The following is a 24,812-nucleotide window of genomic DNA, read 5'->3' as shown; positions in this document are numbered from 1 at the left end:
GTTACCCTACAAGTAATTATTGTTCATAACGAAAGCGGAATTTTTCTTGTTCACTTGCCGCTTTCGCCAGAATCCACTGCCGGAAAGCGGCTATTTTACCCAGTTCTGCCTGACTGTCATGGCAAACAAGGTAAAACGCATTCTTACTGACCAGAACATCATTAAACGGACACACCAGGCGACCGGCCTCAATTTCGGACTGGGCCATGACGTTGTTGGCCAGCGCCACGCCCTGCCCATGAATGGCCGCCTGCAGCACCATCGCGCTGTGGCTGAAAATCGGTCCCTGCTGCACATTAATATGGCTTAGACCCAGCTGGCGGGTATAAGTTTGCCAGTCGCGGCGGGACGCATCGTGAAGCAGCGTATGTTGCGCCAGATCGGCAGGCGTTTTCAATGCCTTGTCGCCGGTGAGCAGCAGCGGGGAACAGACCGGCAGCAGATACTCGGCATACAGTTTTTCCACACGCAGGCCCGGCCAGTTGCCGCGACCGTAAAAAATCGCCACGTCGACATCGTCCGCCAGCTTATCCTCCTGACGGTCCACCGCCTGGATCCTGACGTCGATTCCCGGATAAGCTGAGTTAAAGCTTGTGAGTCTCGGCACCAGCCACTGGATGGCGAAACTTGGCAATAAACTGACCGTTAAGGCCCCTTTGGCGCTGCGCGCCTGCAGTTTACGCGTCGCTTCCGTCAGTTGCGAAAAAATCTCTTTAATATCCTGAAAATAGCTTTGCCCTTCTTCCGTTAACAGCAGCGAACGATTGCGCCGACGGAACAGCTTAAGGCCCAGAAAATCCTCGAGAGACTTGATTTGGTGGCTGACTGCGGCCTGCGTCACAAAAAGCTCATCGGCTGCCCGAGTGAAGCTGAGATGGCGTGCGGCTGCATCAAAAACACGTAATGCATTCAGAGGAGGTAATCGCTTCGACATGGTTATTCTGGCTTAGATGTTAACTCAATTTAACAAATAGGAAACAACGGTTAACCTATTAGTTTTTTTTATCTGAGCCATTATAAATTGTCCGTTGAGGTTCTACCAGCAAATACCTATAGTGGCGGCACTTCCTGAGCCGGAACGAGAAGCTTTTTTTGGAATGCGTGTTCCATCAAGCTTTTGGCTTACGGTTGTGATGTTGTGTTGTTGTGTTTGCAATTGGTCTGTCTTTGCAGACCCTGGTAGCAAGGCTACCCCTTTTCACTTCCTGTACATTTACCCTGTCTGTCCATAGTGATTTAATGTAGCACCGCAACGCGCGGTGCTTTTTTTTGCCTTTTTACTGCCTTACTCGTCCAGCTCACCCAGCTGTTTCACGTCAGAGCGATTGATCTGCTGTTTGTTGCCCCACGCGTCCTTATACGAGATCATGCCAGTATCATTATCGGTTTGCGGTTTCCCGTCGGTGACGATGGTCCGCCCATCATTGGTATGCATCACATAGTTAGAGGAACAGGCGCTCAGGCCCAGAGTCAGCATACAGGCAGAGATAATCGCAGCGGCCTTAGTCATTTTCATTTTTCTCTCCTTACGGCTATTTATACTATTCGTGACTCGTTAAGTAATAGGTTAAAACACAAACCCAACACTTTTCAGCATAACCCTCTTTGCCCCATGTGGAGTCACATTCGGACAATTCCACAGGACGCAGAGGCCTTGTCACGCCCGGCAAATTGCGCGACGATCGCGGTATTGATACGAGGAATTCCATGAACGCATTCAACCCTGCGCACTTTCGCGCGCAGTTTCCGGCGCTGGCCGACGCCGGCGTCTATCTCGACAGCGCGGCGACGGCGCTCAAACCGCTGGCGGTCATTGAGGCCAGCGACCAGTTTTATCGCCTGAGCGCCGGCAACGTCCACCGCAGTCAATTCGCCGCCGCCCAGCGGCTGACCGAGCGCTATGAGGCGGCCCGCGAGCGCGTGGCGGCGTGGCTGAACGCCCCCTCCGGCAAAGATATCGTCTGGACGCGGGGGACCACGGAGGCCATCAATATGGTGGCGCAGAGCTACGTCCGGCCGCGCCTGCAGCCTGGCGATGAAATTATCGTCAGCGAAGCCGAGCATCATGCCAACCTCGTGCCCTGGCTGATGGTGGCCGGGCAGACCGGCGCCAGAGTGGTCAAGCTGCCGCTTGGCGCCGACCGCCTGCCGGATATCGCCAGCCTCGGCGCGCTCATCACCCCGCGCAGCCGGGTGCTGGCCATCGGGCAGATGTCCAACGTCACCGGCGGCTGCCCGGACCTGGCGCAGGCCATCCGCCTTGCTCACGCCGCCGGAATGGTGGTGATGGTCGATGGCGCCCAGGGGGCGGTGCATTTCCCCGCGGACGTGCAGGCGCTGGATATCGATTTTTACGCCTTTTCCGGCCATAAGCTGTATGGCCCGACCGGGATCGGCGCCCTGTACGGTAAAAGCGAACTGCTGGCGGCGATGTCGCCCTGGCTCGGCGGCGGGAAGATGATCGCCGAGGTCAGCTTTGACGGCTTTACGCCGCAGCCGGCGCCCTATGGCCTTGAGGCCGGTACGCCCAATGTCGCCGGGGTGATTGGCCTGAGCGCCGCGCTGGAGTGGCTGGCGCAGAGCGATATCGGACAGGCGGAAAACTGGAGCCGCAGTCTGGCGAGCCTGGCGGAAGAGGCGCTGGCGAAACGGCCGGGCTTCCGCTCTTTCCGCTGCCAGCAATCAAGCCTGCTCGCCTTTGAGTTCGACGGTATTCATCACAGCGATCTGGTGACGCTGCTGGCGGAGTCCGGCATTGCCCTGCGTGCCGGGCAACACTGCGCCCAGCCGCTGCTGGCGGCCTTAGGGGTCAGCGGCACGCTGCGGGCCTCTTTCGCCCCCTACAATACCCAAGACGATGTTGCGGCGCTGGTCCACGCGGTGGATCGCGCTCTGGAAATTCTGGTGGATTAATGACAACTCTGCATCCCTTCGGCACGACCATTACCGACGCCACGCTGCGCCAGACCTTTGCCCCGCTGAACCAGTGGGAGGATAAATATCGGCAGCTGATTTTATTGGGCAAAAAGCTGCCGACGCTGACCGATGAGCGCAAAGCGCAGGCCCGGGAGATTGCCGGGTGTGAAAACCGCGTCTGGCTGGGCTATGAGGAGGATGCCGAAGGCAGGCTGCACTTCTTTGGCGACAGCGAAGGACGGATTGTGCGCGGTCTTTTGGCCGTACTCTTAACCGCCGTGGAAGGAAAAACCCGCGCCGGGATCCTGGCCGAGGATCCGCTGGCACTGTTCGACGAGCTGGGGCTGCGCGGCCAGCTGAGCGCCTCGCGCAGCCAGGGGCTCAGCGCCCTGAGCGAAGCGGTGCTCGCCGCCGCCCGCGAGGTTGAGGTTTAAGCTCATCCCGGGGGCGGCGCTTGACGCGCCTTGCCCGGGCTACGGGTTCGTGCGGTTTTGTCGCCCGGACAGGTGCCTCCGGGGAATTATCTTGTAGCCCGGGTAAGGCGCCTGCGCCGCGACCCGGGAAATTACGCCGTCTGCCGCTCCGCCTTCGCCAGCATTTTCTTCAGCGCATGGGATACCGCGACAAAGCCAAAGGTCGCGGTCACCATCGTCGCCGCGCCAAACCCGGATGCGCAGTCCATCCGCTTCGGCCCTTCCGCCGTGCTCTTCATCGCGCAGACGCTGCCGTCCGCCTGCGGGTAGACCAGCGCTTCGGTAGAGAAGACGCAGTCCACGCCGAGCTTGCCTTTGCTGTTTTTCACCACCCCAAACTGGCCTTTCAGCCGCTCGCGCAGTTTGGCCGCCAGCGGATCCTGGATGGTTTTCGCCAGATCGGCGACCTGGATTTGCGTCGGATCGATTTGTCCGCCCGCGCCGCCGGTGGTGACCAGCGGCACCTTATGGCGACGACAGTAAGCGATTAGCGCCGCTTTCGGGCGCACGCTGTCGATGGCGTCAATCACGTAGCTAAAGCCAACGCCAAGATACTCGGCGACGTTTTCCGGGGTGACAAAATCGTCCACCACCGTGACCCGGCACTCGGGGTTGATCAGGCGAATACGTTCCGCCATCACCTCGGCTTTCGCCAGCCCGACGTTGCCGCCAAGGGCGTGGATCTGGCGATTGGTGTTGGTCACGCAGACATCGTCCATATCAATGAGGGTAATCGCGCCAATTCCGGTTCTCGCCAGCGCTTCCGCCGCCCATGAGCCTACGCCGCCGATACCGACCACGCAGACGTGGGCGTTGGCAAAACATTGCAGCGCTTTTTCACCATATAAACGTGCCGTACCGCCAAAACGCTGGCGCCAGGCATCGCTGATTACAACAGACATATAACCTCAGAATTAGTGGACATTCCCGGGTCGCGGCGCAAGCGCCTTACCCGGGCTACCGTAGCCCCGGTAAGCGCAGCGCGACCGGGGAAAAGAACGTGAGTACTAGCCGCTAAAGACGTTGCCCGCGCCCGGGGCGTTTTTCAGCACCCATACGCGGCCGTAGTGGTTATACCAGCCGGCACGATGCCCGGCATCCGGGCCAATGCCCTGGTAAATATCGAAATGCTGGCCTTTAATCGCCCCGCCGACATCGAGGGCGACCATCAGTCGCAGTTCGTATTGGCCGTTAAACTTGCCGTTATTATCCAGCAGAGGCACCTCGGCCAGCAAGGTGGTTCCCGGCGGAATAATCGACCGGTCGGAGGCCACCGAGGCGCGGCCAATCAGCGGCACGGCGCTGGCCCCTTTCACCGGCGCGAAAGACTGCGGTTTAAAGAACACGAACGACGGGTTCTGCTCCAGCAGCTCACGCACTTCCGCTTCGCTGTGCTTTTCACCCCACTCGCGGATCGCCTGCATCGACATATCTTCTTTCTTCACTTCCCCGCGGTCGATCAGCACTTTACCGATGCTGCGATAGGGCCAGCCGTTTTTCCCGGCATAGCTAAAGAAGTTGAGCGGCGAACCATCGCCAAAGTCGATATAACCGCTGCCCTGCACGTCCATGATGAAGTTATCCATCAGCGAGTTGCTGTACGCCAGCACATAGTTATCGCTCAGCGCGCCGGCATAAATGCTGGCGCGGGACGGCAGCTTGCCGCGCTTCGGCGGCATCCGGTAAATGGGGTACTGGAATTCGCCCTGGCGGGTGTGGCGCGCCTGCACCACCGGCGTGTAGTAGCCGGTAAACTGGACGTTGCCATAGTTGTCGGTACCCTGCATCTGCCAGGCGTCGATGCCAAACTGGCGCAGCGTACGGGTGTCGCCGCCGGCGCGCAGCCACTCCTGCAGCGCGTTATAGACGTTGCTTTGGCTGTTATAGAGGCGCGGCGAAGCGTTACGAATTTGATTAACCTGCTCGGAGAAGTCGCCGGCATTGATCGGCGCCCCGACGGCATCCGGCTGGTTTACCAGTGAAAACGGCTGGGTGAACTTGCCATCGCTATATTGCTGACCGCGGTCGGTCGGTTTTGAGGAACAGGCGGCGAGCATGGCCAGCATTGCCCCCGTCGCTACATATTTTGCCCAACGTCCTTTCATGGTGTCTCATCTTTTGCTGCGAAGCCTTAGTGCGTGTTGAAGATAACAAAGCGCCGGGGCTATTGAAATGCGCGATCTCATCGATGGCACAGATTTGTGTAAAAAAACACCACAACATGGCGTTTTATAAGCCAATTCTTACAAAAATGTCGATTTGGTCGAAAAAAGGTTGCATCATCTCGCTAGCGGAGTATAGTGCGCTTCCACGGACGCGGGGTGGAGCAGCCTGGTAGCTCGTCGGGCTCATAACCCGAAGGTCGTCAGTTCAAATCTGGCCCCCGCAACCAATTAAAATTTGATGAAGTAAAGCAGTACGGTGACGCGGGGTGGAGCAGCCTGGTAGCTCGTCGGGCTCATAACCCGAAGGTCGTCGGTTCAAATCCGGCCCCCGCAACCAATCAAATTTGACAATGTGAAGCAGTACGGTGACGCGGGGTGGAGCAGCCTGGTAGCTCGTCGGGCTCATAACCCGAAGGTCGTCGGTTCAAATCCGGCCCCCGCAACCAACATTACAAACACCCTCAAGGGTGTTTTTTTGTTTCTGCGCTCCGCGAATCCGCTACACAATTCCGGGAACGGCGCAGCGCCGCTCCCTTACCTTCTCAGCCCTTCGGCAACACAATATTGCTCGTCGCCAGCATCCCCATTTCGTGATACATCGCGCAGGCCGCTTCCACGATCGGCATCGCCAGCGCCGCCCCGCTGCCTTCGCCCAGGCGCATCCCCATGTTGAGATACGGCTCCAGCTCCAGGTGCGCCAGCGCGATACGCGCCCCCTTCTCCGCCGAATAGTGCGACGGGATAAGATAGGGTTTCACCTGCGGCGCCATTCGGCACGCCGCCAGCGCCGCGGCGTAGGAGAGGAAGCCATCGAGCACCACCGGCAGACCGCAGGAGGCCGCGCCCAGCATTACCCCCGTCATCCCCAATAAATCAAAACCGCCCACTTTCGCCAGCACGTCCAGACCATCATGCGGATCGGGGCGGTTAACGGCGATGGCTCGTCGTACCACCTCAACTTTATTGCCGACCTTCGCCAACGGCAGATTAGCGCCAATTCCTACCACCTCCTGGGCATCGCTGCCGGTCAGGACGCTGACGATTGCCGCCGCCGGGGTGGTATTGGCCATTCCGAGCTCCCCGACGCCAAACAGCGTGACGCCATCCTCCGCCAGCCCCCGGGTATAGCGCATCACCTCCAGCAGCAGCTCTTCCGCCTGGCTGCGGCGCATTGCCGGACCAACGGCGATATTGCCGCAGCCGCGCGCCACGCGCATGTTGATGACGCCCGGTATCAGCTCGGCATCGATTCCAACATCAATCACGTGCATCTTCGCGCCCGCCTGCGCCGCCAGTACGCAAACGCCGGTTTTGCCCAGCGTCATATTCGCCGCCTGAATTGCGGTCACCGCTTTTGGCGAAATAGCGCCCCCTTCGTCCCACACGCCGTGGTCGGCGCACATCACCAGCAGCGCCTTTTTTTTCACCTGCGGCACGCCGTCAAGACCGGGCATGCCCGCCAGCTGCACGGCAAGATCTTCAAGGCGTCCAAGGCTTCCGGGCGGTTTCAGCAGACCATCAATATGAAGCCGGGCGCGCGCCATCGCGTTTTCATCAGGCGCCGGGATCGCGCCCAGTAGAGAGGTTAAGCTTTGCATAGAGGTTCTCGTCTTGTTGGCTGGCTCATGGCAGAGCCAGCAGGAAGAATAACGCCCGGTACGGCGCGCCTGGCCTATTTGATTTTTACGCCGATGCCCGACACCACCAGCCACACCTCGTCTGCCGCCGCCGCCAGGCGCTGGTTGACGCGCCCGGCGATATCGCGGAAATGGCGGGCAAGACGGTTTTCCGGCACAATCCCCATCCCTACCTCGTTGGTCACCAGCACCACGCGGGCCGGGCAGCGCTGGCAGGCGGCAATCAGTACCGCGATTTCGGCGTCGATCGCCCGCTCCATCGCCGCATAATCCCAGCCGTCCGGCGAGCTGTCGCCCCCCAGCGCAAACAGCAGGTTGGTCACCAGGGTGGTGATGCATTCCAGCAAAATCGCCTCCTCCGGGGCGATATCTGGGGTGATCAGCTCATCAAGCTGCTGCCAGCGCTCGGCGGTGCGCCAGTGCGCGGGCCTGCCGTCGCGGTGGTGCTGGATCCTCGCCGCCATCTCGTCATCAAAGATCTGCGAGGTGGCGATATAGAGTACCTGCGGCGCATGGGCGATCAGCGCTTCGGCATGGCGGCTTTTACCGCTGCGCGCCCCGCCGGTGACTAAAGTCAGCATACGGGCTCCTGATGTTGGCGCATGATGGCGTAGATTTTTTCGATATCAATATGCTGACGCATCGCGTCCGCCAGCAGATCGAACTGGCGCGATTTATACTGCGCATACTCGAAATCGCTATCCAGCGCCGCCAGCCCTTTACGCTGGCGCAGGCCGTTAACCAGCGCGCGGGTAAATGCATCGCTATCGAACAGGCCGTGCAGATAGGTGCCAAACGCCAGGCCGTCATCGCTGACCGCGCCGTCCGCCACGCTCAGGCTGCCTTTATGTAATTGCATCAGCGAACGGCAGCCGTCGCGCAGCTCGGTTTCGCCCATATGAATTTCGTAGCCGCTTATCGCCAGCCCCGCTGTTGCCGCCAGCCACGCCGGCAGCACCGGAGCCAGAGTCGCCGTGACCTGGATCGTCGTTTTGCTGTGCGCAAAGTGGGTGACGGTATTGAGCAACCCCAGCCCCGGCTGGGTGCCAAGCCCCGACTCCACCTCATCGATTATGGTTTCGCCGAGCATCTGATAGCCGCCGCAGATCCCCAGCACCGGTACGCCCTGACGCCGGGCCTGCAGTACCGCATGCGCCATGCCGCTCTCGCGCAGCCAGCCGAGGTCGCCGAGCGTATTTTTACTGCCCGGCAGGATAATCATATCCACGCCCGCCAGCTCCTGCGGCTGGCGAACATAGCGGACGCGGACGTCCGGCTGCGCCGCCAGCGCGTTGAAATCGGTAAAATTAGAGATGTGCGGCACCTGAATCACGGCAATCTCAATATCGCGGCTGTCGGTGCGCAGATATTTCCCTTTTTGCAGCGCGACGCCGTCCTCATCTTCAAGATCGACGTCCAGCCACGGCATGACGCCGAGCACCGGGACGCCGGTGAGCGCTTCTATCTGCTCGATCCCGGAATACAGCAGCGCCACGTCGCCGCGAAATTTATTGATAATCACGCCCTTGACCCGCGCGCGCTCGCGATCGTGCAGTAGCGCGAGCGTGCCGTAGATAGAGGCGAAGACGCCGCCGCGATCGATATCCGCCACGAGGATCACCGGGCACTGGGCCATCTCGGCCATGCCCATATTGACGATATCGCGATCGCGCAGATTGATCTCCGCCGGACTGCCCGCCCCTTCCAGCACCAGCACATCATGTTCGGCGGCCAGGCTGTTATAAACCGCGAGGATCTGTTCCCGCAGGCGCGGTTTATATTCGTGATAGCTCACCGCGTCCATATCGGTCGCCACCTTGCCCATCAGCACCACCTGCGCTTTGCGGTCGCTGGTTGGCTTAAGCAGCACCGGGTTCATGCGCACATCCGGGATAATACCCGCCGCTTCGGCCTGGAAAATCTGCGCGCGGCCCATCTCTTTGCCATCCGGCGTGATACCGGAATTGAGCGCCATATTCTGCGATTTAAACGGCGCGGTGCGCTGCCCGTCCTGATAAAAGATGCGGCACAGCCCCGCGACCAGCACGCTTTTGCCGACGTCAGAAGCGGTGCCCTGTAACATAATTGCCAGCGTCATGACGCCTCCTTCATCGCGTTGCTTCGCATCCGCGTAAAAAATTCTTCTTCGGTTTTACACAGCGGCAGCCCGAGCTGCGCGTGCAGTTTCACCAGCCACGGCTGGGTGAGCCCGGCCTGGGCCATCAGTTCGCTGCGGGCAAACACCTCCCCGGGTTCGCCGTGCGCCAGCACTTCGCCGCGGCGTAACACGTAAACCGCATCGCTGATTTCATAGATCAGATCGATATCGTGGCTGGAGATCGCCACGTGGTTGCCCCGATCGGCAATACGCTTAATGATGTCGATCATCTGCGCGCGTCCCGAAGGATCGAGACCCGCCGTCGGCTCGTCGAGCAGTAAATAGCGCGCCTGCAGCACCAGCGCGCCGGCTATCGCCACGCGCTTTTTCTGCCCGTGGCTCAGGCACTGAATCGGCTGGTGACGAAACCCCTGGGCATCGACGAGAGTCAGGGCATCGTCCACCCGGCGGGCAATTTCCTCTTCCGCTACGCCCAGGTTCCGCAGGCTAAAGGCGATATCGCTGTCGATATCGGTATAGAAAATCTGCTGGTCCGGGTCCTGGAAAACGGTCGCCACCTGCTGACGCAGCGCCAGCAGGCCGCGCTTGCTGTAGTCCAGCGGTTTTCCTTGCCATAGCACCGCCCCGCTCTGCGGGCGCAGCAGACCGCTCAGGTTCATAAACAGCGTGGATTTTCCGCAGCCGTTCGCCCCTACCAGTCCGGTCACGGCGTGATGGGAAAAATCCAGCGTCAGCCCCTTCAGCACCGGCTCGTCCTGATAGCGAAACCAGAGATCGGTCGTGGCAAGCATACTTATCCTTAAAGGTGAAAATCACCCTGATACAGTTTGATATCCAGCGTGGTGCTCATCTGCTGGTAGCGAATCATCACCCGGGTAAACAGCAGTCCTACCAGCATCGCCAGCGAACGATAGCCCTTCGGCACGCTACGGTAGCCAAAACGTAATGTTTGCGCACGGTGAATCGCCAGCGCTTCGTCTAAAAGAATAAAAATAAAACGCCAGGTCAGCAGGATTTGCTCGGTCAGCAGCCGCGGTACCCGTCCGCGCTTGAGCAGCAAAATAAGCTGCGGGAACGGCAGATTCAGCACCAGCCAGAAGGTGGACGCCAGCGCCGCCAGGCTGCGCCAGAAGGTCTGATTGGCGGTCGTCAACCCCTCCGATGTGATGCCCAGCCAGACGCTGCCCAGCGGCAGGCTCACCAGCAGATCCTGCGGATTGCGGCTAACGCTGAACAGAATGGTCAGCACACCGATCAGCAGGAAGCCAAACGGCAGCGCCATCCAACGGCACCAGCGCCACGGCGAGACCCGCAGCAGCCAGCAGGTTAAGGCGGCAATCAGCGCCATTTCGATACCCTGCCCCAGCGGAGGCAGGGTAAAAGCCAGCACCATCAGCAGCAGCCAGAACAGGAACTTGCGCTCCGGCGCGACGTGAAACCAGCGGCTCTGATAGCTGAGTCGGTCAAACCCGGTCATCACGGCGCTGTCTGCCTTTGCTGTAGCCCAGAATATAGAAAATGACCGCCGCGCCGAGGGAGCCCTGAAGCGTAAACAGCAGGCTCTCAATTTCTCCGCTCGCCGGTTCATACAGCGGCTGGAACCACGGCTCATAATGCGGCGCGACCACCTGAATCTGGCTCTCCGCCTCGCCGTCCGAACCGCCGAATTCGCCGCCGTGATCGACAAAGAACGGCAGGATCACCAGCGCCACCACCATGGCGAACAATATCAGCGTCTTTTTCATGTTAATGCCCCTGTGCGGTAATCAGCTGACGTTTGGTCAACTGGTCGTAGATCATGACGGTTAACAGCCCTTCAGCAATGGCGATCGGGATCTGCGTCAGGCAGAAGATCCCCATGAACTTGACGATCGATCCGCTCGCGCCGGCGGCGGGATCCGGGAAGGCCACGCCGAGCTGTACGGAGGTGACAAAGTAGGTCACCAGATCCGCCAGCATCGCGCAGAGAAACACCCCGACGTCGCGGCGAATGCCCGCGCGGCAGGCCATTTTCCAAACCATATAGCCGACCACCGGCCCGATGACCGCCATCGACATGCCGTTCGCGCCGAGGGTCGTCAGCCCGCCGTGCGCCAGCAGCAGCGCCTGGAACAGCAGCACGATGGCGCCAAGGATCGCCACCACGCCGGGCCCGAAGAGAATCACCGCCAGGCCGACGCCGGTCGGGTGGGAACAGCTGCCGGTTACGGAAGGAATTTTCAGCGCCGAGAGGACAAAAATAAACGCCCCGCACAGCGCCAGCAGCACCTTATGATTGTTATCTTCCTGCACAATGCGGCGCAGGCGCACCAGCCCGTACCACAGGCAGGGTAAAAACAGCAGCCACCATGCCAGGGCCCACATCGGCGGTAAAAACCCCTCCATGATGTGCATCGCGAAAGCCTTTTCGGGAACCACTATCAGCAATAGCGCCGCAGCTAACCCGCTGAAAGACAGCTGTTTTAGCTGTTGTTCACGTTTCATTCTGCATACTCCCACTGTTTATTGACCAGAATGGTCGAGAAATAGGGCAGCGGCTGGTCGTCGCTGACGTCACGGAGATGGCGCCAGCACTGCTCGCCCGGCAGCGTGGCTTCGGACATCATCAGCGCGGCATCCAGCAGACCGTTTTTCGCCAGCAGCGCTTTGATGCGGGGAAATCGCCCGTACACTTTCATCAGCACCAGGCTTTCATGCTGGCGCAGCGCCTGCTCGATTTCCGTTTCCGGCGCGGTGCAGGAGATCACCGCCAGCGACTGCTGCTCCATAGCCAGCGGCGTTTTTGAACGCGCGGCAATGGCGGCGAAAGAAGTGACGCCGGGAACAATCTCCAGCCACTCCGGGCTGCCGATACGCTGGAGTAAGAACACCCAGGTGCTGAACAGCATGGCGTCGCCGAGGGTAATAAACCCGACCTGCTTGCCCGCTTCCACTTCCTGAACCAGCGCGGCGGCAACCTCATCCCACACCGCCTCTTTTTCCGCGCTGTCGGCGCTCATCGGGAAATGGCAGCAGCGTACTTCGGTCCGTTCGCCGATATACTCGCGCACGATGGAGAGCGCGAGGCTGTCGCCGCCTTTACGTCCGGCGGGCGCGTAGAGAATGTCCAGCGTGCCCAGCACCCGCGCCGCGCGCACGGTGATCAGGTCGGCGGCGCCAGGGCCGGTACTTAAGGCATACAGTTTGCCGCTCATGCCGCCTCCTCCATTGCCAGGCTCAGCGCCTGCTGCAGGTGAGCGACGAACATTGCGCGCACCGCCGGATTCTCTCCCAGCCCGTTCAGCCAGGGCGTCGCCGTGATACCGGCGGCGTTGAACAGCGTTTTCCAGGAGTCCTCTTCGTCCGAGGCCATATCGTTAATGGCGTGATCGCCGGCCACCAGCATCAGCGGCATCAGGTGTACGCCCTTCACCCCCTGCTGGCGCAGGCTATCGATAAGAATATCGACTTCCGGATAGCTCTCGACCGCGCCGACCCGCGCCGGAAATCCCTTCGCCGTCATCATATGATCCAGACAGGCGTAGGCGGCGAAAGCGTGATGGCTGGCGCCGTGGCCCATAAAGACCACCGTTTCATCGGCGGCAAGCGGCGGCATCTGCTGGCGCAGCGCCTGCATCAGCTGGACATAATCGTGATGGCTGCTCAGCAGCGGCGCCCCCAGCGTCAGGCGGAGGAACAGCGGGCGCAGGCTTTGCACTTCGCGGACGATCTTTTCATACTCATCGCCGTTGATAATGTGCAGCGACTGAATCGCCACATCCTGGTAGCCCTGCTCGGCCAGCTTCTGCAATGCCTGCAGCGGCGTATCAATCTCGATACCGTCGCGCTGTTTGAGCTTGCGGATAATCATCCCGGAGGTGAAGGCGCGAAACGTGTCGCGGTCCGGACAGCTGGCCGCCAGCTCGCGCTCGCAGGCGACGATGTTCTTTTCACAGGTGTCGGGATAGCTGGTGCCAAAACTGACCACCAGAAGCGCTTTTTTCATTTCGGACTCCTTAAGCAGCGGCCAGCCAGCGCGATAAGCGCCGGGCAAAGGCAGCCTGACTTTCCAGTAACTCTTCACCCGCCACCAGCGGCGCCGGGCGCGTAATCACGATGCAGGGGATACCGGCATCCAGACAGGGTTGTACTTTTTCCTGATAGCCGCCTTCGGCCCCGGAGGCTTTGGTGATCACCACGTCGGCCCGGCACTGGCGGTAGAAAGCGGCGTTGAACGCGGCGCTGAACGGCCCGCACAGGGCGAAAATCTCGCCAACGCCAAACCCCAGCGCGGCGCATTGCGCGATGACATCGGCGACCGGCAACACCCGGGCCAGCAGCGTTTTGTCACCTAATCCCGCCCGCCAGCGCGCCAGATCTTTACTTCCCGTGGTGAGCAGCACGCGCTGGCCGAAACGCCGCGCCACCTCGCAGGCTTGTTCAATGCTCTCCACGGTATAGAGCAGCGGATGCGTCAGGCCGCTCAGCTGCTCCGGGCGCTGATAGCGGCTCAGCAGCACGCCGGCGGTTTCACAGGCCCGGACGATATTGCGGCTTACCGCTTCGGCGTAGGGGTGCGAAGCATCGATCACCCAGCGGGTCCGGTTAGCTTTCAGCCAGGCGATCATCTCCTCCAGCTCGAGGCGCCCGCAGCGCACCTGGCCGCGAATATCCCCCGCCAGCTGCTGGCCGGTGGGCGTCGCCACCGACAGGGTGTAGGGGACCTGCGCTGCGTCAAGCTGCTGACACAGCGCCCTCGCGTCGCTGGTTCCGCCCATCACCAGCACCTCGCCGTGGCTCACAGCACGTAGCCTCGCGGCGTGATCATCAGGCCATCCTGGATATACGTCGCTTTGTTGCCGACGATCACCAGGCTGGTCATATCGACCGGTGCAAAATCCATCTCCCCCAGGGTGGTCAGCCATTTTTCCTGCTTTTTACGCCCGGCGGACTTCACCACCCCCACCGGGGTCTGCGCGCTTTTGCTGGCCGACAGCAGCTCAAAGGCGCGCGCCAGATGCCCTTCGCGGCCGCGGCTGCGCGGGTTGTAAAAGCAGATGACGAAGTCGGCTTCCCCGGCGGCGACAATACGCTTTTCAATCACCGGCCACGGGGTCAGCAGATCGCTGAGGCTGATATGGCAGAAGTCGTGCATCAGCGGCGCGCCCAGCAGCGAGGCGGCGGCAATGCTGGCGGTCATTCCCGGGATCAGGCGGACTTCCACATCCAGCTTCTGCTTGCTGACCAGTTCGAGCACCAGGCCGGCCATGCCGTAAATACCGGCATCGCCGCTGCTGATCAGCGCCACGTTATGCCCGGCCTGCGCCAGCTCAATCGCCGCCTGGCAGCGCTCAATCTCTTTGCACATTCCGGTTTTAATCACCTGCTTATCGCCGGTAAAGGCTTTCACCAAGTGCGTGTAGGTCTTATAGCCAACGACGATTTCCGCCGCCTGCAGCGCTTCAATGGCCTCCATGGTCATCATGGACTGCGAGCCAGGGCCGATTCCGATTACGCTTAACATCAGTGTGAAACTCCCAAAGTAATAGTGACGCCCTGTTCGCGCAGGGTTTCGCCTAACAGTTGCCCATGGCTCAGCAGCCAGGCCGCCGGACCGGATACGCTCCCCACGCCGACGGTTTTTCTGACGAACGATGAAGCGGGAAAGTGATGCTCATGCTCGCGCAGGGCATCAGCGGGAAAGGTTTCGAACGGTACGCGACAGCAGGAAGCCAGCTGAATCAGCCCCTGCTCGTGCTTCTTCAGCGTGACGCTGCCGATAGCTTTCAGCGCCAGCGGATCCAGGCGCTGCGCCTCAAGCTGGCGCGCCAGCAGCGCCGCTAATAGCGGGAATGGCGTATCGCGGCGGCAGCCAATGCCGGCGACCACCCGCTGCGGCACCAGCTTCCAGTGCGGCACGGCGATCGGCGGCAGTTCGTTGCGCAGCGTGACGCAGACCAGCGCATCCAGCTCGGGAAGCTGGTGCAGATCGGTCACGGTGATAAATCCCCGCCGGTCGCAGCGGCTCACGTCTTCATCCAGTTCGTCGTCCCACCACAGACCGACGCGCTGATGGCTGACCAGCATCTGGTTGACGGTTTTCACCGCCGCGCGGAAGTCGCTCATCCGGGCATTAAGCTGGAATGCCAGCGTATCCAGGGCCGCCAACTCGTTGACGTCGGTGGCGGTGGTGATCACCGGGTCGGCGCCGAGCATCCCGGCCAGATAGCGGCTGAGGGCATTCGCGCCCCCCGCATGGCCGGAAAGCAGGCTAATGACGTGCTGGCCGCGTTCGTCGATCACCACCACCGCCGGATCGCTGAACTTATCATTGACCAGCGGGGCCAGCACGCGTACCGCGATCCCGGTGGCGCCGATGAAAATCAGCGCCGAATAGCTGCTGAAGGCCTCGCGCGCGGCGCTGGCAAAACCGTTTTCAAAGGGAAGAAAACCCTCTTCCAGCAGCTTCTCGCTGGTAAAGCAGGTTAACGGCAGCATCGCCGCCAGCCGTTTCGCCAGCCGAACGCCCCCTGGCGTCAGGCAGAAAAGTGCGATTGATTCAGGCTTTACGGTATTCATGGCTAAAGTCCGCCGCGTAGAGTTTTGAGTAGTGATACTCAGAGCCCAGGAAATTCCCGACCAGAATGAGCGCCGTTTTGCGGATCCCCGCCTCGCGTACCTTGTCGCCGATATCCGCCAGCGTACCGCGTACGGTCTGGCTTTCCGGCCAGGTCGCTTTATAGATCACCGCCACCGGCGTGGTTGCCGGATAGCCGCCTTCCATCAGGCGCTCCGCTACCCGGTGAATGCGCTGCACGGAAAGGTAAATCGCCATTGAAGTCTGGTGGCTGGCAAATGATTCAAGCTGCTCGCGCGCCGGCACCGGCGTGCGCCCTTCAAGGCGGGTGATGATCAGGCTCTGGGAGACTTCCGGGACGGTGTACTCGACGCCCAGCACCGCCGCGGCGCCCAGAAACGCGCTGACGCCCGGCACCACCTGCCAGTCGATACCGCGTTTGGTCAGCTCTTCGCCCTGCTCGCGGACCGAGCCGTACAGCGACACGTCCCCGGTCTGTAAACGCACTACCGTTTTCCCGGCTTTAACGCCGGCTTCCATCAGGTCGAGAATTTGCTCCAGATGCAGTTCGGCGCTGTCGTGACACTCGGCGCCGGGCGGACAGTACTCCAGCAGCGCGGTGTTTATCAGCGACCCGGCGTAGATCACCACCTGGGCCTGCTGCAGCAAGCGGTAGCCCTTGAGGGTAATCAGCTCACGGTCGCCCGGCCCTGCGCCAACGAACCACACACAACGGGGGTCAAATGTCTCAGCCATGGTTTTCTTCCTTCTGACAGGCGATAACAAAAACGGGATTATTCGGTTTGAAATAGTGGCCGCTGCCCAGCGAGGTCAGCGATGAAACGTTCAGCTGCAGGCAATCAACCTGTTCGATTCCCTTCAGCCGCAGATAGTCGAGAGCGGCGTTCAGGTTCTCCTGCAGGATAAAGGTCATCACCAGGCGACCGCCGGGGTAGAGCTGCTGCCACGACCAGTCAATCAGTTCGTCGAGGCGGCCGCCGCTGCCGCCCATAAAAATGGCGTCGGCGCGTTCGGTCATCACCATCGGCGCTTCGCCGGGCAGGATCTCAATGTTGCCGCAGGTGAAATGCTGGCGATTTTCGTCCAGCAGCCGGAGAGCCGCGGGGTTGCGTTCGATGGCGGTTACCTGCAAAGAGGGATACTGCAGCGCCGCCTCAATCGACACGCTGCCGGTACCGGCGCCGATATCAATCAGGTGGCTTGCCCGGTGCAGTTCAAGTTTGGCCAGCGCCAGCGCGCGAACCGCCTCTTTGGTCATCGGCACCTTCTCGCCGCGCAGAAAAAGCTCATCTTTCATCGAGGATCACCACCGCGTTCATCTCATATTCGCCGTCGACCTCACTGACCGGTAGCCAGCGGATCCGCTCGTTATCCATCGCCAGATTTTCGCCAATCACCATCCAGCGATACCCTTTACCCCGCGCCGCCAGCTGGGCGGCGATTTCCCGCGGCCCGCAGCGCCCGTCGGTCACCATCGCCACCTTGCGCTGGCGCGCCAGCTCATCAAAACAGACGTCCCGCCCGTGGCTGCTGGTCAACCAGATATCGTTCATATCGATACCGGCCTTCGCGCAGAGATACTGCACCGCGCTGATGCCGGGGATAATGCGCACGCGCTCGATGCCAAAGTGGGCGATCAGCCGCGTACCGATGCCGTAAAACAGCGGGTCGCCGGAGGCCAGCACCACCACCTTCTGCGCGTCACGCTCGCCGAGCCATTCCAGCAGTTCGGCGATATTGGCACCCAGCGCAAACCGTTCGCCGTCAAACTCAGGGAACTGCTGCAAATGCCGCTTGCCGCCCACCAGCGCGTCCGCGCTGGCGACTGCGTCCCGCGCCGCCGGCGTCATCAAATGCAGGCCTGACGGCCCCATGCCGACCACCGTTAACATGACATCTCCCGCGCAATCTCGGCCACCGGGCGATTGCTGCCGAGGACCTTGTTATCAAAGGAGAACATGATGGCGTCGCAGACGGGCGGCGTTTTGGTAAAACGCAGCATCTGCATCACCCGCAGGCAGATGCGTTCAGCAAGATGGTTATAGATAGGCTGAAAACCGTACGCGTCGATGTGCTCCATCGCCGCTTCGGTGGTATCGCATTCGCTCACCAGTTGCAGCAGCGCCAGCGGCGCCCCCAGCAGGGCCAGATGCGCGACCAGCGTTTCCATGCGCGCATCGGCGATATGGCTGTGGGTATGGAAGATCCCGGCGGCGACTTTAATCAGCTTGCCGGGATGACCAATCAGCACGATCTGGCGGAACCCGAGGCGGACGGCCTCTTCAATCATGTAGCCGACGAAGTTGCTCATGGTGACCACCACCTGCGAGTCGATGCCCATCTGCTCGCGTACGAAGCGCTCGCCGTGGTTGCCCGGCACCAGCACCACCCGCTCCAGCCCCGCCGCGCGCTTAATTTCCAGCTCCAGCGACAGCGAACGCTTCCAGCTCTCTTCCGACATCGGCGTCACGATACCGGTGGTGCCGATAATCGAGATACCACCCAGGATCCCCAGCCGCGAGTTATAGGTTTTCTGCGCCCGCTCCTCGCCCTCCGGGGCGAAAATCTCTACCGTCGCCCCACGCGACGGGCCTATCGCTTCGCGCACCGCCGACTCAATGGTGTGGCGCGGGGTGCGATTAATCGCCGGGCTGCCGATAGGCAGGCCGATTCCTTTACGGGTGATGGTGCCGATACCTTCCCCGCCGCGCAGGGTAATCTCGCCGGAGTCGTCGAGCGTCACGCGGGCGAAAATCAGCATGCCGTGGGTGGCGTCAACGTCATCGCCGCCGTCTTTACGAATTGCGGCGATCGCCTGCTGCCCTTCGACGTGCGGTGATTCGACGTTAAGACACAGGGTGACGCCGGAAGGAGTCACGATGGAGACCTGATGAATGAGGTGCTGGCGCATCACCATCAGCGCCGCGACCTTTGCCGCCGCCGTCGCGCAGGATCCGGTGGTATAGCCTTTACGCAGCGCCTTGCCGTTGTGCCACACCGGGGCGTCGAAGGATTGCTCGCTCATCTCGCCCCCTGTAAGTGGTACAGAATGGCGTTGACGATAGCGGCGGCGACGTTGCTGCCGCCTTTACGACCCAGCGCGGCAATGCCCGGCAGGCCGCTCTGCGTCAGGGCGTCTTTCGACTCCGCCGCGCCGACGAAGCCGACCGGCACGCCAATCACGCCGTTGACCGCGACATCATGCTCCAGCAGACGAAACAGCGCGGTGGGCGCATTGCCGAAAACAAACACCTTCTCGCCCTCTTCGGCAACCGCAATATCGACCGCCGCCATCGAGCGGGTCATCTCCTGCGCTTTGGCCTCCGCCACCACCCGCGGATCGCTGATATAGCAGCGGCACTCGCCGCCGAATTTCGCCAGCAGGGTTTTATTGATCCCGGAAAGGGCCATGGTGGTATCGGTATAAAGCGTGCAGGGCTGGCTCAGGGCGGCGCTTAAGCGAGGAAGCACGTCGGGAGAAAACCACAGGATATCCAGCCAGTCAAAATCGGCGGTGGTGTGGATCACCCGCTTGATAATGGCTTCGTGCAGCGGGCTGGCAAAGCGGTAGTCCGGGCGAGTCTGCGCAATAATGTCGCCAATAATGTCGAAGCTTTTCGCCTCAATCGCCTGCGGTTGCTGGATATAGTGCATTCATTTGTCCTCAGGCTGCGCCGACCAGCCAGAACCGGATCGCCATAAACAGCGCCAGCGCCAGGGTCGAAGACACCCACATCAGTCGAATCGTTCGGGAAATATCGTCTACGGAAACGTCGCGCGTCGCCTCGCCAATCCACGGCTTCTCCACGCGCTGACCAAAGTAATCGTTAGGGCCGCCAAGCCGGATGCCGAGCGCCCCGGCGACGGTGGCCTCCGACCATCCGCAGTTCGGGCTGCTGTGGTTGTAGCGGTCGCGCCAGCCGATGCGCAGCGCGCGGCCGCCCGCTTCACCGCAGAGGAAAGCGGCGAGGCTGATAAGCAGCCAGCTCAGGCGAGCGGGGATAAAGTTGGCGACATCATCGAGGCGGGCGCTGACCATGCCGATGGCGCGGTATTTTTCGTGCTTATAGCCGACCATCGAATCCAGGGTGTTGACCGCTTTATAGGCCATCGCCAGCGGCGCGCCGCCGAGCAGCAGGAAGAAGAGCGGCGCGATAATCCCGTCAACTGTGTTCTCCGCGACGGTTTCCACCACCGCGCGATTAATCTGCTGCGGCGCAAGCTGCGTCGTGTCGCGGCCGACAATCCATGAGAGTTTGACGCGGCTTTCCGCCAGATCCCCCGCGCGCAGCGGGCGCTCGACGTCCCGCGCCGACTGCGCCAGGCAGCGTCCGGCCAGCACGGTGAAAATCATCCAGACCTCAACCAGCCAGCCAAGCCACGGATGAATCCTCTGCGCCAGCGTCAGCACGCCCCAGCAGACGCTCCACGTTAGTCCGACCACCACCAGCCACATCACCCCGCCGCCGACGCGCAGGGCGACATCGCTGCGGCAATAGCGGCGCACACCGCGCTGAACGGCGGCGATCAGGCTGCCAATCCAGCGCACCGGATGCGGCCAGCTTTGCGGATCGCCGATGATAAAATCGAGGAGCCAGGCAACGCCCCATGCCAGCAGCGTCATAGCGCGCTCCTTGCCGCAGCCAGCCAGTGGTTGAGCATGGTGGGACGCTGCGCAAAGTGCAGGTGCAGATAGCTGGCGAACGTGTTGCCTACCTGCCAGCCGCCGGACCACTGCTGAAGGGTCATACCGTCGCGGACCTTGCGGCAGGCCAGAACCGCCGGGGACTCGGGAGTAAAATCCGAGTAGTGAAATTCATGCCCGCGCAGGGTTTCGCCGGGCGCCGCCAGCAGCGTTTGCCGCATCGCCCGCGCCTCGCAGTAGCCAAAGCGGGTAAGCCGTTTGCCCATCTTGCTGTGGCCGGGGATCAGATTGGCCATCGGATAGATGTCGCCGCTGGCGTCTTCAAGGGAGCTGCCAAGATACATCAGACCGCCGCACTCGGCGTAAATCGCCACCCCGCGCCGGTGCGCCTCCCGCAGCTGCGCCAGCATCGGCGTATTGGCCGCCAGCGCGGCAGCATGAATTTCCGGATAGCCGCCGCCGAGCCAAATCATCTGGCACGGTGGCAGCTCGCTATCGCGCAGCGGGCTGAAGCGCACGATATTCACTCCGCAGCGTTCAAGCAGCGAGAGGTTATCCGGGTAGTAAAAGTTGAAGGCCTCGTCGTCGGCCAGCGCCAGCGTCAGGCCCGCGCCGGCGTCGGGCGACGGCAGCGCCGGCCACTCCCCGGCGGGCAGGGTGGTGAGCTGGCTAAGAGCAAGGAGCCGTTCAATATCCAGGGTTCGCGCCAGCGTGTGGGCAAAATCGCGCCACGGCTGCTGATTGACCAGCGACTCGCGGGCGGTAACCAGCCCCAGATGGCGTTCGGGTAACGCCACCCCTTCCATTCGCGGTACGTAGCCGAGCACCGGCAGCCCGCAATAGCGTTCAATGGCGCCTTTGAGAAGCTGATAATGGGATTCGCTGTTGACGCGGTTGACGATAACGCCGGCAATGTTGAGGCTGGGGTCGAAGTGTTGAAATCCCATCACCGTGGCGGCGATGGAGGTGGAAACCGCTTTGCCATCTACCAGCAAAATGACCGGACAGCCGAGCTGTTTAGCCATCGCGGCGGTGCTGCAGTAGCCAGGGTCGGTACCGAAGCCGTCATACAGCCCCATCACGCCCTCAATGACCGCGATATCCGCCCGCTGCATCTGTTCGCAAAATAGCGCGTTAAGCACCGGCTCCGGGAGCATAAAGCTGTCGAGGTTGCGGGAAGCGACGCCGCTGACGGCGGTGTGCCAGCCGGTGTCGAGGTAGTCCGGGCCGACTTTGCAGGGCTGAACCCGCATGCCGCGCTGCTTCAACAGGCTGAGCAGGCCAAGCGTGACCGTAGTTTTACCACAACCGCTGCCGGTACCTGCGAGAATAAATGCGTGCTGCCTGGCTGCCATACCCCGATCCTGTGCCGGGTGGTAGGGCTGCGTGCATTCCCAGTCTTTCGACTGTACGCATCTGAGCAACCCACTTCCCACCGAAGTTGTTGATTATTACCGACAGGCAGGTCTTCTGGCTTAGCGTCGTCCTCTCCCATCCTTCCCAATCCGGTAAACAGATTAGTGGCTAAATATGGGTTCGTCAGCATCACAGCAGCGGGGGCTGCGGGGGATTTACACCCCCTTCCCTGGCGCCTGTCGGTTTAGTCCGTCATGATTCGAGCGGGATGAAATCCACTCGAATGATTCCCGGAACATCTTACGGAAGCAGAATGGCTTCCGTCGTGCTTAATTTTTAAATACCAAAGCTATTTCATTACGCCGATGGCGCGCTGAAAGCCATTTCGGATATCACTCTATCCCATCAAATAAATAAAAACTGGTGCAGTTTATCGTTCTCTCATTATTATTTTGTTGCGCTATGACAATTTATTGCTGTGAATGAGATATTTTCATTTTAGAATGAGCAGGATACGCGGGTATAACAAAAACCGGCGATAACAAATTATTGTCATTTAAACTGACTCAGTTTGTGATCTGGCGTTAATTTGCTGACGATAGGCCTGCGGAGTCACCTGATAGGCCTGGCGAAAAACTTTGCAAAAATAGCTGGTTTGCGAAAATCCTAAATTCCGCGCAATGCTGGCGATGCTCCAGTCGCTGTGGCATAGCAGCTCTTTGGCGCTCACCATCCGCTGATGGTTCACCCAGGCATTAAAGCCGATACCCTGATATTTTTTGAACAGCTTACTGAAGTAATAGGGGCTGAGATAAACGTGAGCGGCGACGTCTTCCAGGCGAAGCTCGTCGGATAAATGGGCGTCAATGTAGCGCAGCGCCTTCTTCATTTTGCTGTCATGAGGGCTGGCAACGCGGCTGGCACGCGCAGGTTCCGGCTGCTGGGGATTATCTTTAATCACCACAAAGTTGAGCTGTTTTTTCAGGCAGTTTTCGACGATAAGCTTCAGTAAATCAGCAGAAGCAATCACTCTGGCGTAGTCCATTTCCGGCACGTCGCGAAACGCTTTAAGCAGCTCGGGGTCGGCCTGCCAGCGGTCATCCACGTTGAGGATATCGACCAGTTCAACATCGTTGCTTAAGCGCACCTGGCCGCAAAGCACAAAGCCCACAAGGTGCCCGGCGATAACCAGAGGAATGGAAAAATCGGTTAACCCGGCGTGGCAGCGGTAGATACAGAGCTGATCGGTTTTAGACGCCTCAAGCCCGCCGCAGCGGTCGCTCATTCGACAGCGGGTGCTGTGCTGGGGATGCTGGCGCATCAGCTGGCAAAAAGGGGTGAAGTTAAACAGTTCAGATATTTCATCACCATGAATATTGACGACCACCACCGCCAGACTGGTGGCCTGCGCAAAATCCTGTGCGATTTTATTAATGAGTTCTGAGTTCAGTGTGCTCGCAGAAATCATGATAAAACCTCTCAGTTAATTTTTTGTTATAAATAAAACATTTCTTTAATATTTACTTCCTTTCATCATCCATTGCCGCCAACGATAAAAGAATAATACGATAGCAAAAGTCTCCCATCCGTGGGAGACGTTTTTGGCGAGTTCGTGATACCGGTTCATGAAAATTTTTGGCTATTTCAGCCGTAACCTTAATCCTCTAATTTACAGGTATTACACGGTAAGTTATTACCAATCAGATAACGATAGATGGCCGCGCCGAGACAGGCGCCGATCAGTGGCGCAATAATCGGCACAATAAAGTACGGAATATCCCTTCCGCCGGTCATCGCGATATCGCCCCAACCCGCCATCCACGTAAACAGCTTCGGCCCAAAATCACGCGCCGGATTCATCGCAAAGCCGGTCAGCGGCCCGGTTGAAGCGCCAATGACCGCCACCAGCAGGCCGATCAGCAGCGGAGCCAGCGGCCCTTTCGGTACGCCGTTGCCGTCGTCGGTCAGCGCCATAATCATCCCCATCAGCATGGAGGTGATCACCACTTCAACCAGCGCCGCATGCCAGATGCTCAGCGATGCCGCCGGGTAGGTGCTGAAAATACTCGCCAGCTGCTGGCTCTCTACGCTGCCGCGCGCGATATGATGAGCGGATTCAAACTCGGTAAACATCGTGCTGTACAGCACATAGGCCAGCACCGCGCCGCCAAAGGCGCCGGCAACCTGTGAAACGATATAGGGGAAAACTTTTCGGCCGGGAAAGCAGGCAAACAGCCATAACGCGACGGTCACCGCCGGGTTGAGATGCCCGCCGGATATTCCCGACGTCAGATAGACGGCAAGCGAGATCCCCAGACCCCAGATAATGCATATCTCCCACAGTCCGAGGCTGGCGCCCGCCACCTTTAACGCGCTCAGGCAGCCGATGCCGAAAAACAAAAACAGCCCGGTGCCCAGAAACTCGGCGGTACATTGCGCTTTTAACGAATCATTCATGGTGACACCTTCTTAGCAGAGTTCGTGTCCTGACCAGCCAACATCCTGCTGGCAGTAGAGTACAACGCGCACCACTATATGAACTCCCGTCCGCAAATTGTTGGCAACCTGCTGACGGCAGCCTCCGGAAAATTCGGGTATCAATAACAAATTATTGTCATTAAATAACGCAGAATTGCATTGCTCACGCGCGGCTTTCACCATTATGCCAACGCCATGGCATGCAAAAATATTGCTAAAACCAGCTTATCGTTTTCCAACAAACATCACAAATCAGTTTCTCGCGCATAGCAGATAAAATTAAAATCGTCATGAACAAATTTGTAAATATGGAATATACAAAACAAGATAATCACATCAGCGAAAATAAAAACAACAAATAACATCAAACACTTAAATAAATAAACGACAATTTTATCTTATCCAATACCCACTATTTTTTCACCATCACATTGAAGTCAGCCATT

The 24,812-nt window shown here is 59.9% G+C and carries 27 protein-coding genes, 3 tRNA genes and 1 riboswitch; of the genes, 5 read left to right on the top strand and 25 right to left on the bottom strand.

The window, feature by feature from the left end; translation table 11 throughout:
• Positions 1-16 precede the first annotated feature (16 nt).
• On the bottom strand, positions 17-934 hold the full coding sequence (gene gcvA, locus ACLH1U_RS08175; protein WP_002915545.1) for a glycine cleavage system transcriptional regulator GcvA: 918 nt from the start codon (positions 932-934) through the stop codon (positions 17-19).
• 351 nt (positions 935-1,285) lie between these two features.
• Positions 1,286-1,510 carry a YgdI/YgdR family lipoprotein gene (locus ACLH1U_RS08170; RefSeq protein ID WP_002915549.1) on the bottom strand — a complete coding sequence of 75 codons (225 nt, stop codon included), beginning with the start codon at positions 1,508-1,510 and terminating at the stop codon, positions 1,286-1,288.
• Between the two features lie 197 nt (positions 1,511-1,707).
• Here ACLH1U_RS08170 and csdA point away from each other — a divergent pair, with 197 nt between their 5' ends.
• Together csdA and csdE are read left to right on the top strand one after the other, a co-directional pair.
• Complete coding sequence (gene csdA / locus ACLH1U_RS08165; protein ID WP_101881253.1) at positions 1,708-2,913, top strand: cysteine desulfurase CsdA; 1,206 nt, start codon at positions 1,708-1,710, stop codon at positions 2,911-2,913.
• Positions 2,913-3,350 (top strand): cysteine desulfurase sulfur acceptor subunit CsdE, encoded by a 438-nt coding sequence (gene csdE, locus ACLH1U_RS08160; protein ID WP_023290863.1) that lies wholly within the window; start codon positions 2,913-2,915, stop codon positions 3,348-3,350. Before csdA ends, csdE begins: the two co-directional genes overlap by 1 nt.
• A 131-nt stretch (positions 3,351-3,481) precedes the next feature.
• Here csdE and tcdA read toward each other — a convergent pair whose 3' ends face one another.
• Positions 3,482-4,291 (bottom strand): tRNA cyclic N6-threonylcarbamoyladenosine(37) synthase TcdA, encoded by an 810-nt coding sequence (tcdA, locus tag ACLH1U_RS08155; protein ID WP_275256824.1) that lies wholly within the window; start codon positions 4,289-4,291, stop codon positions 3,482-3,484.
• Positions 4,292-4,396: 105 nt separating this feature from the next.
• A complete protein-coding gene (gene mltA / locus ACLH1U_RS08150; RefSeq protein ID WP_008806279.1) occupies positions 4,397-5,494 on the bottom strand; it encodes a murein transglycosylase A in 1,098 nt (365 codons plus the stop codon).
• 210 nt (positions 5,495-5,704) lie between these two features.
• Here mltA and ACLH1U_RS08145 point away from each other — a divergent pair.
• The 3 genes from ACLH1U_RS08145 to ACLH1U_RS08135 all read left to right on the top strand — a co-directional run bounded on the left by ACLH1U_RS08145 (position 5,705) and on the right by ACLH1U_RS08135 (position 6,000).
• Positions 5,705-5,781: transfer RNA gene (locus tag ACLH1U_RS08145), tRNA-Met, on the top strand.
• A gap of 33 nt (positions 5,782-5,814) precedes the next feature.
• A tRNA-Met gene (locus tag ACLH1U_RS08140) sits at positions 5,815-5,891 on the top strand.
• A gap of 32 nt (positions 5,892-5,923) precedes the next feature.
• Positions 5,924-6,000 (top strand) — tRNA-Met (locus tag ACLH1U_RS08135).
• A 96-nt stretch (positions 6,001-6,096) separates the two neighbouring features.
• On the opposite strand, the gene cobT is transcribed toward ACLH1U_RS08135, so the two are convergent.
• From cobT to pduF, 21 genes are all read right to left on the bottom strand, one after another.
• On the bottom strand, positions 6,097-7,152 hold the full coding sequence (cobT, locus tag ACLH1U_RS08130; protein WP_411299179.1) for a nicotinate-nucleotide--dimethylbenzimidazole phosphoribosyltransferase: 1,056 nt from the start codon (positions 7,150-7,152) through the stop codon (positions 6,097-6,099).
• A 74-nt stretch (positions 7,153-7,226) separates the two neighbouring features.
• Positions 7,227-7,772, bottom strand: coding sequence for a bifunctional adenosylcobinamide kinase/adenosylcobinamide-phosphate guanylyltransferase (gene cobU, locus ACLH1U_RS08125; RefSeq protein WP_087849635.1), 546 nt, complete (start codon positions 7,770-7,772; stop codon positions 7,227-7,229).
• Positions 7,766-9,289, bottom strand: coding sequence for a cobyric acid synthase (locus ACLH1U_RS08120; protein WP_411299178.1), 1,524 nt, complete (start codon positions 9,287-9,289; stop codon positions 7,766-7,768). Before ACLH1U_RS08120 ends, cobU begins: the two co-directional genes overlap by 7 nt.
• Positions 9,286-10,101 carry an energy-coupling factor ABC transporter ATP-binding protein gene (locus ACLH1U_RS08115; RefSeq protein WP_004105088.1) on the bottom strand — a complete coding sequence of 272 codons (816 nt, stop codon included), beginning with the start codon at positions 10,099-10,101 and terminating at the stop codon, positions 9,286-9,288. The genes ACLH1U_RS08120 and ACLH1U_RS08115 overlap by 4 nt, the downstream gene beginning before the upstream one ends.
• A gap of 8 nt (positions 10,102-10,109) precedes the next feature.
• On the bottom strand, positions 10,110-10,787 hold the full coding sequence (locus ACLH1U_RS08110) for an energy-coupling factor ABC transporter transmembrane protein (protein WP_060591993.1): 678 nt from the start codon (positions 10,785-10,787) through the stop codon (positions 10,110-10,112).
• On the bottom strand, positions 10,774-11,055 hold the full coding sequence (locus ACLH1U_RS08105) for an energy-coupling factor ABC transporter substrate-binding protein (protein ID WP_004105092.1): 282 nt from the start codon (positions 11,053-11,055) through the stop codon (positions 10,774-10,776). Before ACLH1U_RS08105 ends, ACLH1U_RS08110 begins: the two co-directional genes overlap by 14 nt.
• Position 11,056: 1 nt before the next feature.
• Positions 11,057-11,794 carry a cobalt ECF transporter S component CbiM gene (gene cbiM, locus ACLH1U_RS08100; protein ID WP_411299177.1) on the bottom strand — a complete coding sequence of 246 codons (738 nt, stop codon included), beginning with the start codon at positions 11,792-11,794 and terminating at the stop codon, positions 11,057-11,059.
• A complete protein-coding gene (locus ACLH1U_RS08095; protein WP_186977111.1) occupies positions 11,791-12,504 on the bottom strand; it encodes a cobalt-factor II C(20)-methyltransferase in 714 nt (237 codons plus the stop codon). The genes cbiM and ACLH1U_RS08095 overlap by 4 nt, the downstream gene beginning before the upstream one ends.
• Positions 12,501-13,295 carry a sirohydrochlorin cobaltochelatase gene (gene cbiK / locus ACLH1U_RS08090; protein ID WP_064157656.1) on the bottom strand — a complete coding sequence of 265 codons (795 nt, stop codon included), beginning with the start codon at positions 13,293-13,295 and terminating at the stop codon, positions 12,501-12,503. Before cbiK ends, ACLH1U_RS08095 begins: the two co-directional genes overlap by 4 nt.
• Positions 13,296-13,305: 10 nt before the next feature.
• The gene (locus ACLH1U_RS08085) at positions 13,306-14,091 is read right to left on the bottom strand and encodes a cobalt-precorrin-6A reductase (RefSeq protein WP_411299176.1); all 786 of its coding nucleotides are present in this window, start codon (positions 14,089-14,091) and stop codon (positions 13,306-13,308) included.
• Positions 14,088-14,813, bottom strand: coding sequence for a precorrin-3B C(17)-methyltransferase (locus tag ACLH1U_RS08080; RefSeq protein WP_004105101.1), 726 nt, complete (start codon positions 14,811-14,813; stop codon positions 14,088-14,090). Before ACLH1U_RS08080 ends, ACLH1U_RS08085 begins: the two co-directional genes overlap by 4 nt.
• Positions 14,813-15,868, bottom strand: a complete 1,056-nt coding sequence (cbiG, locus tag ACLH1U_RS08075) for a cobalt-precorrin 5A hydrolase (protein ID WP_411299175.1) — start codon at positions 15,866-15,868, stop codon at positions 14,813-14,815. Before cbiG ends, ACLH1U_RS08080 begins: the two co-directional genes overlap by 1 nt.
• Entirely contained in the window at positions 15,849-16,622 is a 774-nt protein-coding gene (locus ACLH1U_RS08070) for a cobalt-precorrin-4 methyltransferase (protein ID WP_102002258.1), read from the bottom strand. The genes cbiG and ACLH1U_RS08070 overlap by 20 nt, the downstream gene beginning before the upstream one ends.
• On the bottom strand, positions 16,615-17,184 hold the full coding sequence (locus tag ACLH1U_RS08065) for a decarboxylating cobalt-precorrin-6B (C(15))-methyltransferase (protein ID WP_032453946.1): 570 nt from the start codon (positions 17,182-17,184) through the stop codon (positions 16,615-16,617). The genes ACLH1U_RS08070 and ACLH1U_RS08065 overlap by 8 nt, the downstream gene beginning before the upstream one ends.
• The gene (locus tag ACLH1U_RS08060; RefSeq protein ID WP_101862140.1) at positions 17,174-17,779 is read right to left on the bottom strand and encodes a cobalt-precorrin-7 (C(5))-methyltransferase; all 606 of its coding nucleotides are present in this window, start codon (positions 17,777-17,779) and stop codon (positions 17,174-17,176) included. The genes ACLH1U_RS08065 and ACLH1U_RS08060 overlap by 11 nt, the downstream gene beginning before the upstream one ends.
• Positions 17,773-18,912 carry a cobalt-precorrin-5B (C(1))-methyltransferase CbiD gene (gene cbiD / locus ACLH1U_RS08055; RefSeq protein WP_004114997.1) on the bottom strand — a complete coding sequence of 380 codons (1,140 nt, stop codon included), beginning with the start codon at positions 18,910-18,912 and terminating at the stop codon, positions 17,773-17,775. Before cbiD ends, ACLH1U_RS08060 begins: the two co-directional genes overlap by 7 nt.
• Entirely contained in the window at positions 18,909-19,541 is a 633-nt protein-coding gene (locus ACLH1U_RS08050; RefSeq protein ID WP_072420538.1) for a cobalt-precorrin-8 methylmutase, read from the bottom strand. Before ACLH1U_RS08050 ends, cbiD begins: the two co-directional genes overlap by 4 nt.
• A 10-nt stretch (positions 19,542-19,551) precedes the next feature.
• On the bottom strand, positions 19,552-20,511 hold the full coding sequence (gene cbiB, locus ACLH1U_RS08045; protein WP_411299174.1) for an adenosylcobinamide-phosphate synthase CbiB: 960 nt from the start codon (positions 20,509-20,511) through the stop codon (positions 19,552-19,554).
• Entirely contained in the window at positions 20,508-21,887 is a 1,380-nt protein-coding gene (locus tag ACLH1U_RS08040; RefSeq protein ID WP_065805339.1) for a cobyrinate a,c-diamide synthase, read from the bottom strand. The genes cbiB and ACLH1U_RS08040 overlap by 4 nt, the downstream gene beginning before the upstream one ends.
• Before the next feature lie 87 nt (positions 21,888-21,974).
• Positions 21,975-22,143, bottom strand: a riboswitch (cobalamin riboswitch).
• Positions 22,144-22,444: 301 nt separating this feature from the next.
• Complete coding sequence (gene pocR / locus ACLH1U_RS08035) at positions 22,445-23,356, bottom strand: transcriptional regulator PocR (protein WP_023290877.1); 912 nt, start codon at positions 23,354-23,356, stop codon at positions 22,445-22,447.
• Positions 23,357-23,544: 188 nt separating this feature from the next.
• Positions 23,545-24,345, bottom strand: a complete 801-nt coding sequence (gene pduF / locus ACLH1U_RS08030; protein ID WP_411299172.1) for a propanediol diffusion facilitator PduF — start codon at positions 24,343-24,345, stop codon at positions 23,545-23,547.
• Positions 24,346-24,812: the final 467 nt, after the last annotated feature.

The sequence above is a fragment of the Klebsiella sp. 1SOBk5mer genome (assembly GCF_046603115.1).
Classification (GTDB): Bacteria; Pseudomonadota; Gammaproteobacteria; order Enterobacterales; family Enterobacteriaceae; genus Klebsiella; species Klebsiella quasipneumoniae.
This window is presented reverse-complemented; position numbering and strand designations above follow the sequence as displayed.

What these genes read in the sequence shown, in the direction of transcription:
- ACLH1U_RS08040 (WP_065805339.1), bottom strand. Translation starts at nt 21,887, where the DNA reads ATGGCAGCCAGGCAGCACGCATTTATTCTCGCAGGTACCGGCAGCGGT.
- ACLH1U_RS08060 (WP_101862140.1), bottom strand. Translation starts at nt 17,779, where the DNA reads ATGTTAACGGTGGTCGGCATGGGGCCGTCAGGCCTGCATTTGATGACG.
- ACLH1U_RS08110 (WP_060591993.1), bottom strand. Translation starts at nt 10,787, where the DNA reads ATGACCGGGTTTGACCGACTCAGCTATCAGAGCCGCTGGTTTCACGTC.
- cbiK (WP_064157656.1), bottom strand. Translation starts at nt 13,295, where the DNA reads ATGAAAAAAGCGCTTCTGGTGGTCAGTTTTGGCACCAGCTATCCCGAC.
- csdA (WP_101881253.1), top strand. Translation starts at nt 1,708, where the DNA reads ATGAACGCATTCAACCCTGCGCACTTTCGCGCGCAGTTTCCGGCGCTG.
- ACLH1U_RS08070 (WP_102002258.1), bottom strand. Translation starts at nt 16,622, where the DNA reads ATGGCTGAGACATTTGACCCCCGTTGTGTGTGGTTCGTTGGCGCAGGG.
- csdE (WP_023290863.1), top strand. Translation starts at nt 2,913, where the DNA reads ATGACAACTCTGCATCCCTTCGGCACGACCATTACCGACGCCACGCTG.
- cbiM (WP_411299177.1), bottom strand. Translation starts at nt 11,794, where the DNA reads ATGAAACGTGAACAACAGCTAAAACAGCTGTCTTTCAGCGGGTTAGCT.
- gcvA (WP_002915545.1), bottom strand. Translation starts at nt 934, where the DNA reads ATGTCGAAGCGATTACCTCCTCTGAATGCATTACGTGTTTTTGATGCA.
- ACLH1U_RS08080 (WP_004105101.1), bottom strand. Translation starts at nt 14,813, where the DNA reads ATGTTAAGCGTAATCGGAATCGGCCCTGGCTCGCAGTCCATGATGACC.
- cobT (WP_411299179.1), bottom strand. Translation starts at nt 7,152, where the DNA reads ATGCAAAGCTTAACCTCTCTACTGGGCGCGATCCCGGCGCCTGATGAA.
- pocR (WP_023290877.1), bottom strand. Translation starts at nt 23,356, where the DNA reads ATGATTTCTGCGAGCACACTGAACTCAGAACTCATTAATAAAATCGCA.
- ACLH1U_RS08050 (WP_072420538.1), bottom strand. Translation starts at nt 19,541, where the DNA reads ATGCACTATATCCAGCAACCGCAGGCGATTGAGGCGAAAAGCTTCGAC.
- ACLH1U_RS08120 (WP_411299178.1), bottom strand. Translation starts at nt 9,289, where the DNA reads ATGACGCTGGCAATTATGTTACAGGGCACCGCTTCTGACGTCGGCAAA.
- cbiB (WP_411299174.1), bottom strand. Translation starts at nt 20,511, where the DNA reads ATGACGCTGCTGGCATGGGGCGTTGCCTGGCTCCTCGATTTTATCATC.
- cobU (WP_087849635.1), bottom strand. Translation starts at nt 7,772, where the DNA reads ATGCTGACTTTAGTCACCGGCGGGGCGCGCAGCGGTAAAAGCCGCCAT.
- ACLH1U_RS08115 (WP_004105088.1), bottom strand. Translation starts at nt 10,101, where the DNA reads ATGCTTGCCACGACCGATCTCTGGTTTCGCTATCAGGACGAGCCGGTG.
- cbiD (WP_004114997.1), bottom strand. Translation starts at nt 18,912, where the DNA reads ATGAGCGAGCAATCCTTCGACGCCCCGGTGTGGCACAACGGCAAGGCG.
- tcdA (WP_275256824.1), bottom strand. Translation starts at nt 4,291, where the DNA reads ATGTCTGTTGTAATCAGCGATGCCTGGCGCCAGCGTTTTGGCGGTACG.
- ACLH1U_RS08105 (WP_004105092.1), bottom strand. Translation starts at nt 11,055, where the DNA reads ATGAAAAAGACGCTGATATTGTTCGCCATGGTGGTGGCGCTGGTGATC.
- ACLH1U_RS08095 (WP_186977111.1), bottom strand. Translation starts at nt 12,504, where the DNA reads ATGAGCGGCAAACTGTATGCCTTAAGTACCGGCCCTGGCGCCGCCGAC.
- ACLH1U_RS08170 (WP_002915549.1), bottom strand. Translation starts at nt 1,510, where the DNA reads ATGACTAAGGCCGCTGCGATTATCTCTGCCTGTATGCTGACTCTGGGC.
- ACLH1U_RS08065 (WP_032453946.1), bottom strand. Translation starts at nt 17,184, where the DNA reads ATGAAAGATGAGCTTTTTCTGCGCGGCGAGAAGGTGCCGATGACCAAA.
- mltA (WP_008806279.1), bottom strand. Translation starts at nt 5,494, where the DNA reads ATGAAAGGACGTTGGGCAAAATATGTAGCGACGGGGGCAATGCTGGCC.
- cbiG (WP_411299175.1), bottom strand. Translation starts at nt 15,868, where the DNA reads ATGAATACCGTAAAGCCTGAATCAATCGCACTTTTCTGCCTGACGCCA.
- pduF (WP_411299172.1), bottom strand. Translation starts at nt 24,345, where the DNA reads ATGAATGATTCGTTAAAAGCGCAATGTACCGCCGAGTTTCTGGGCACC.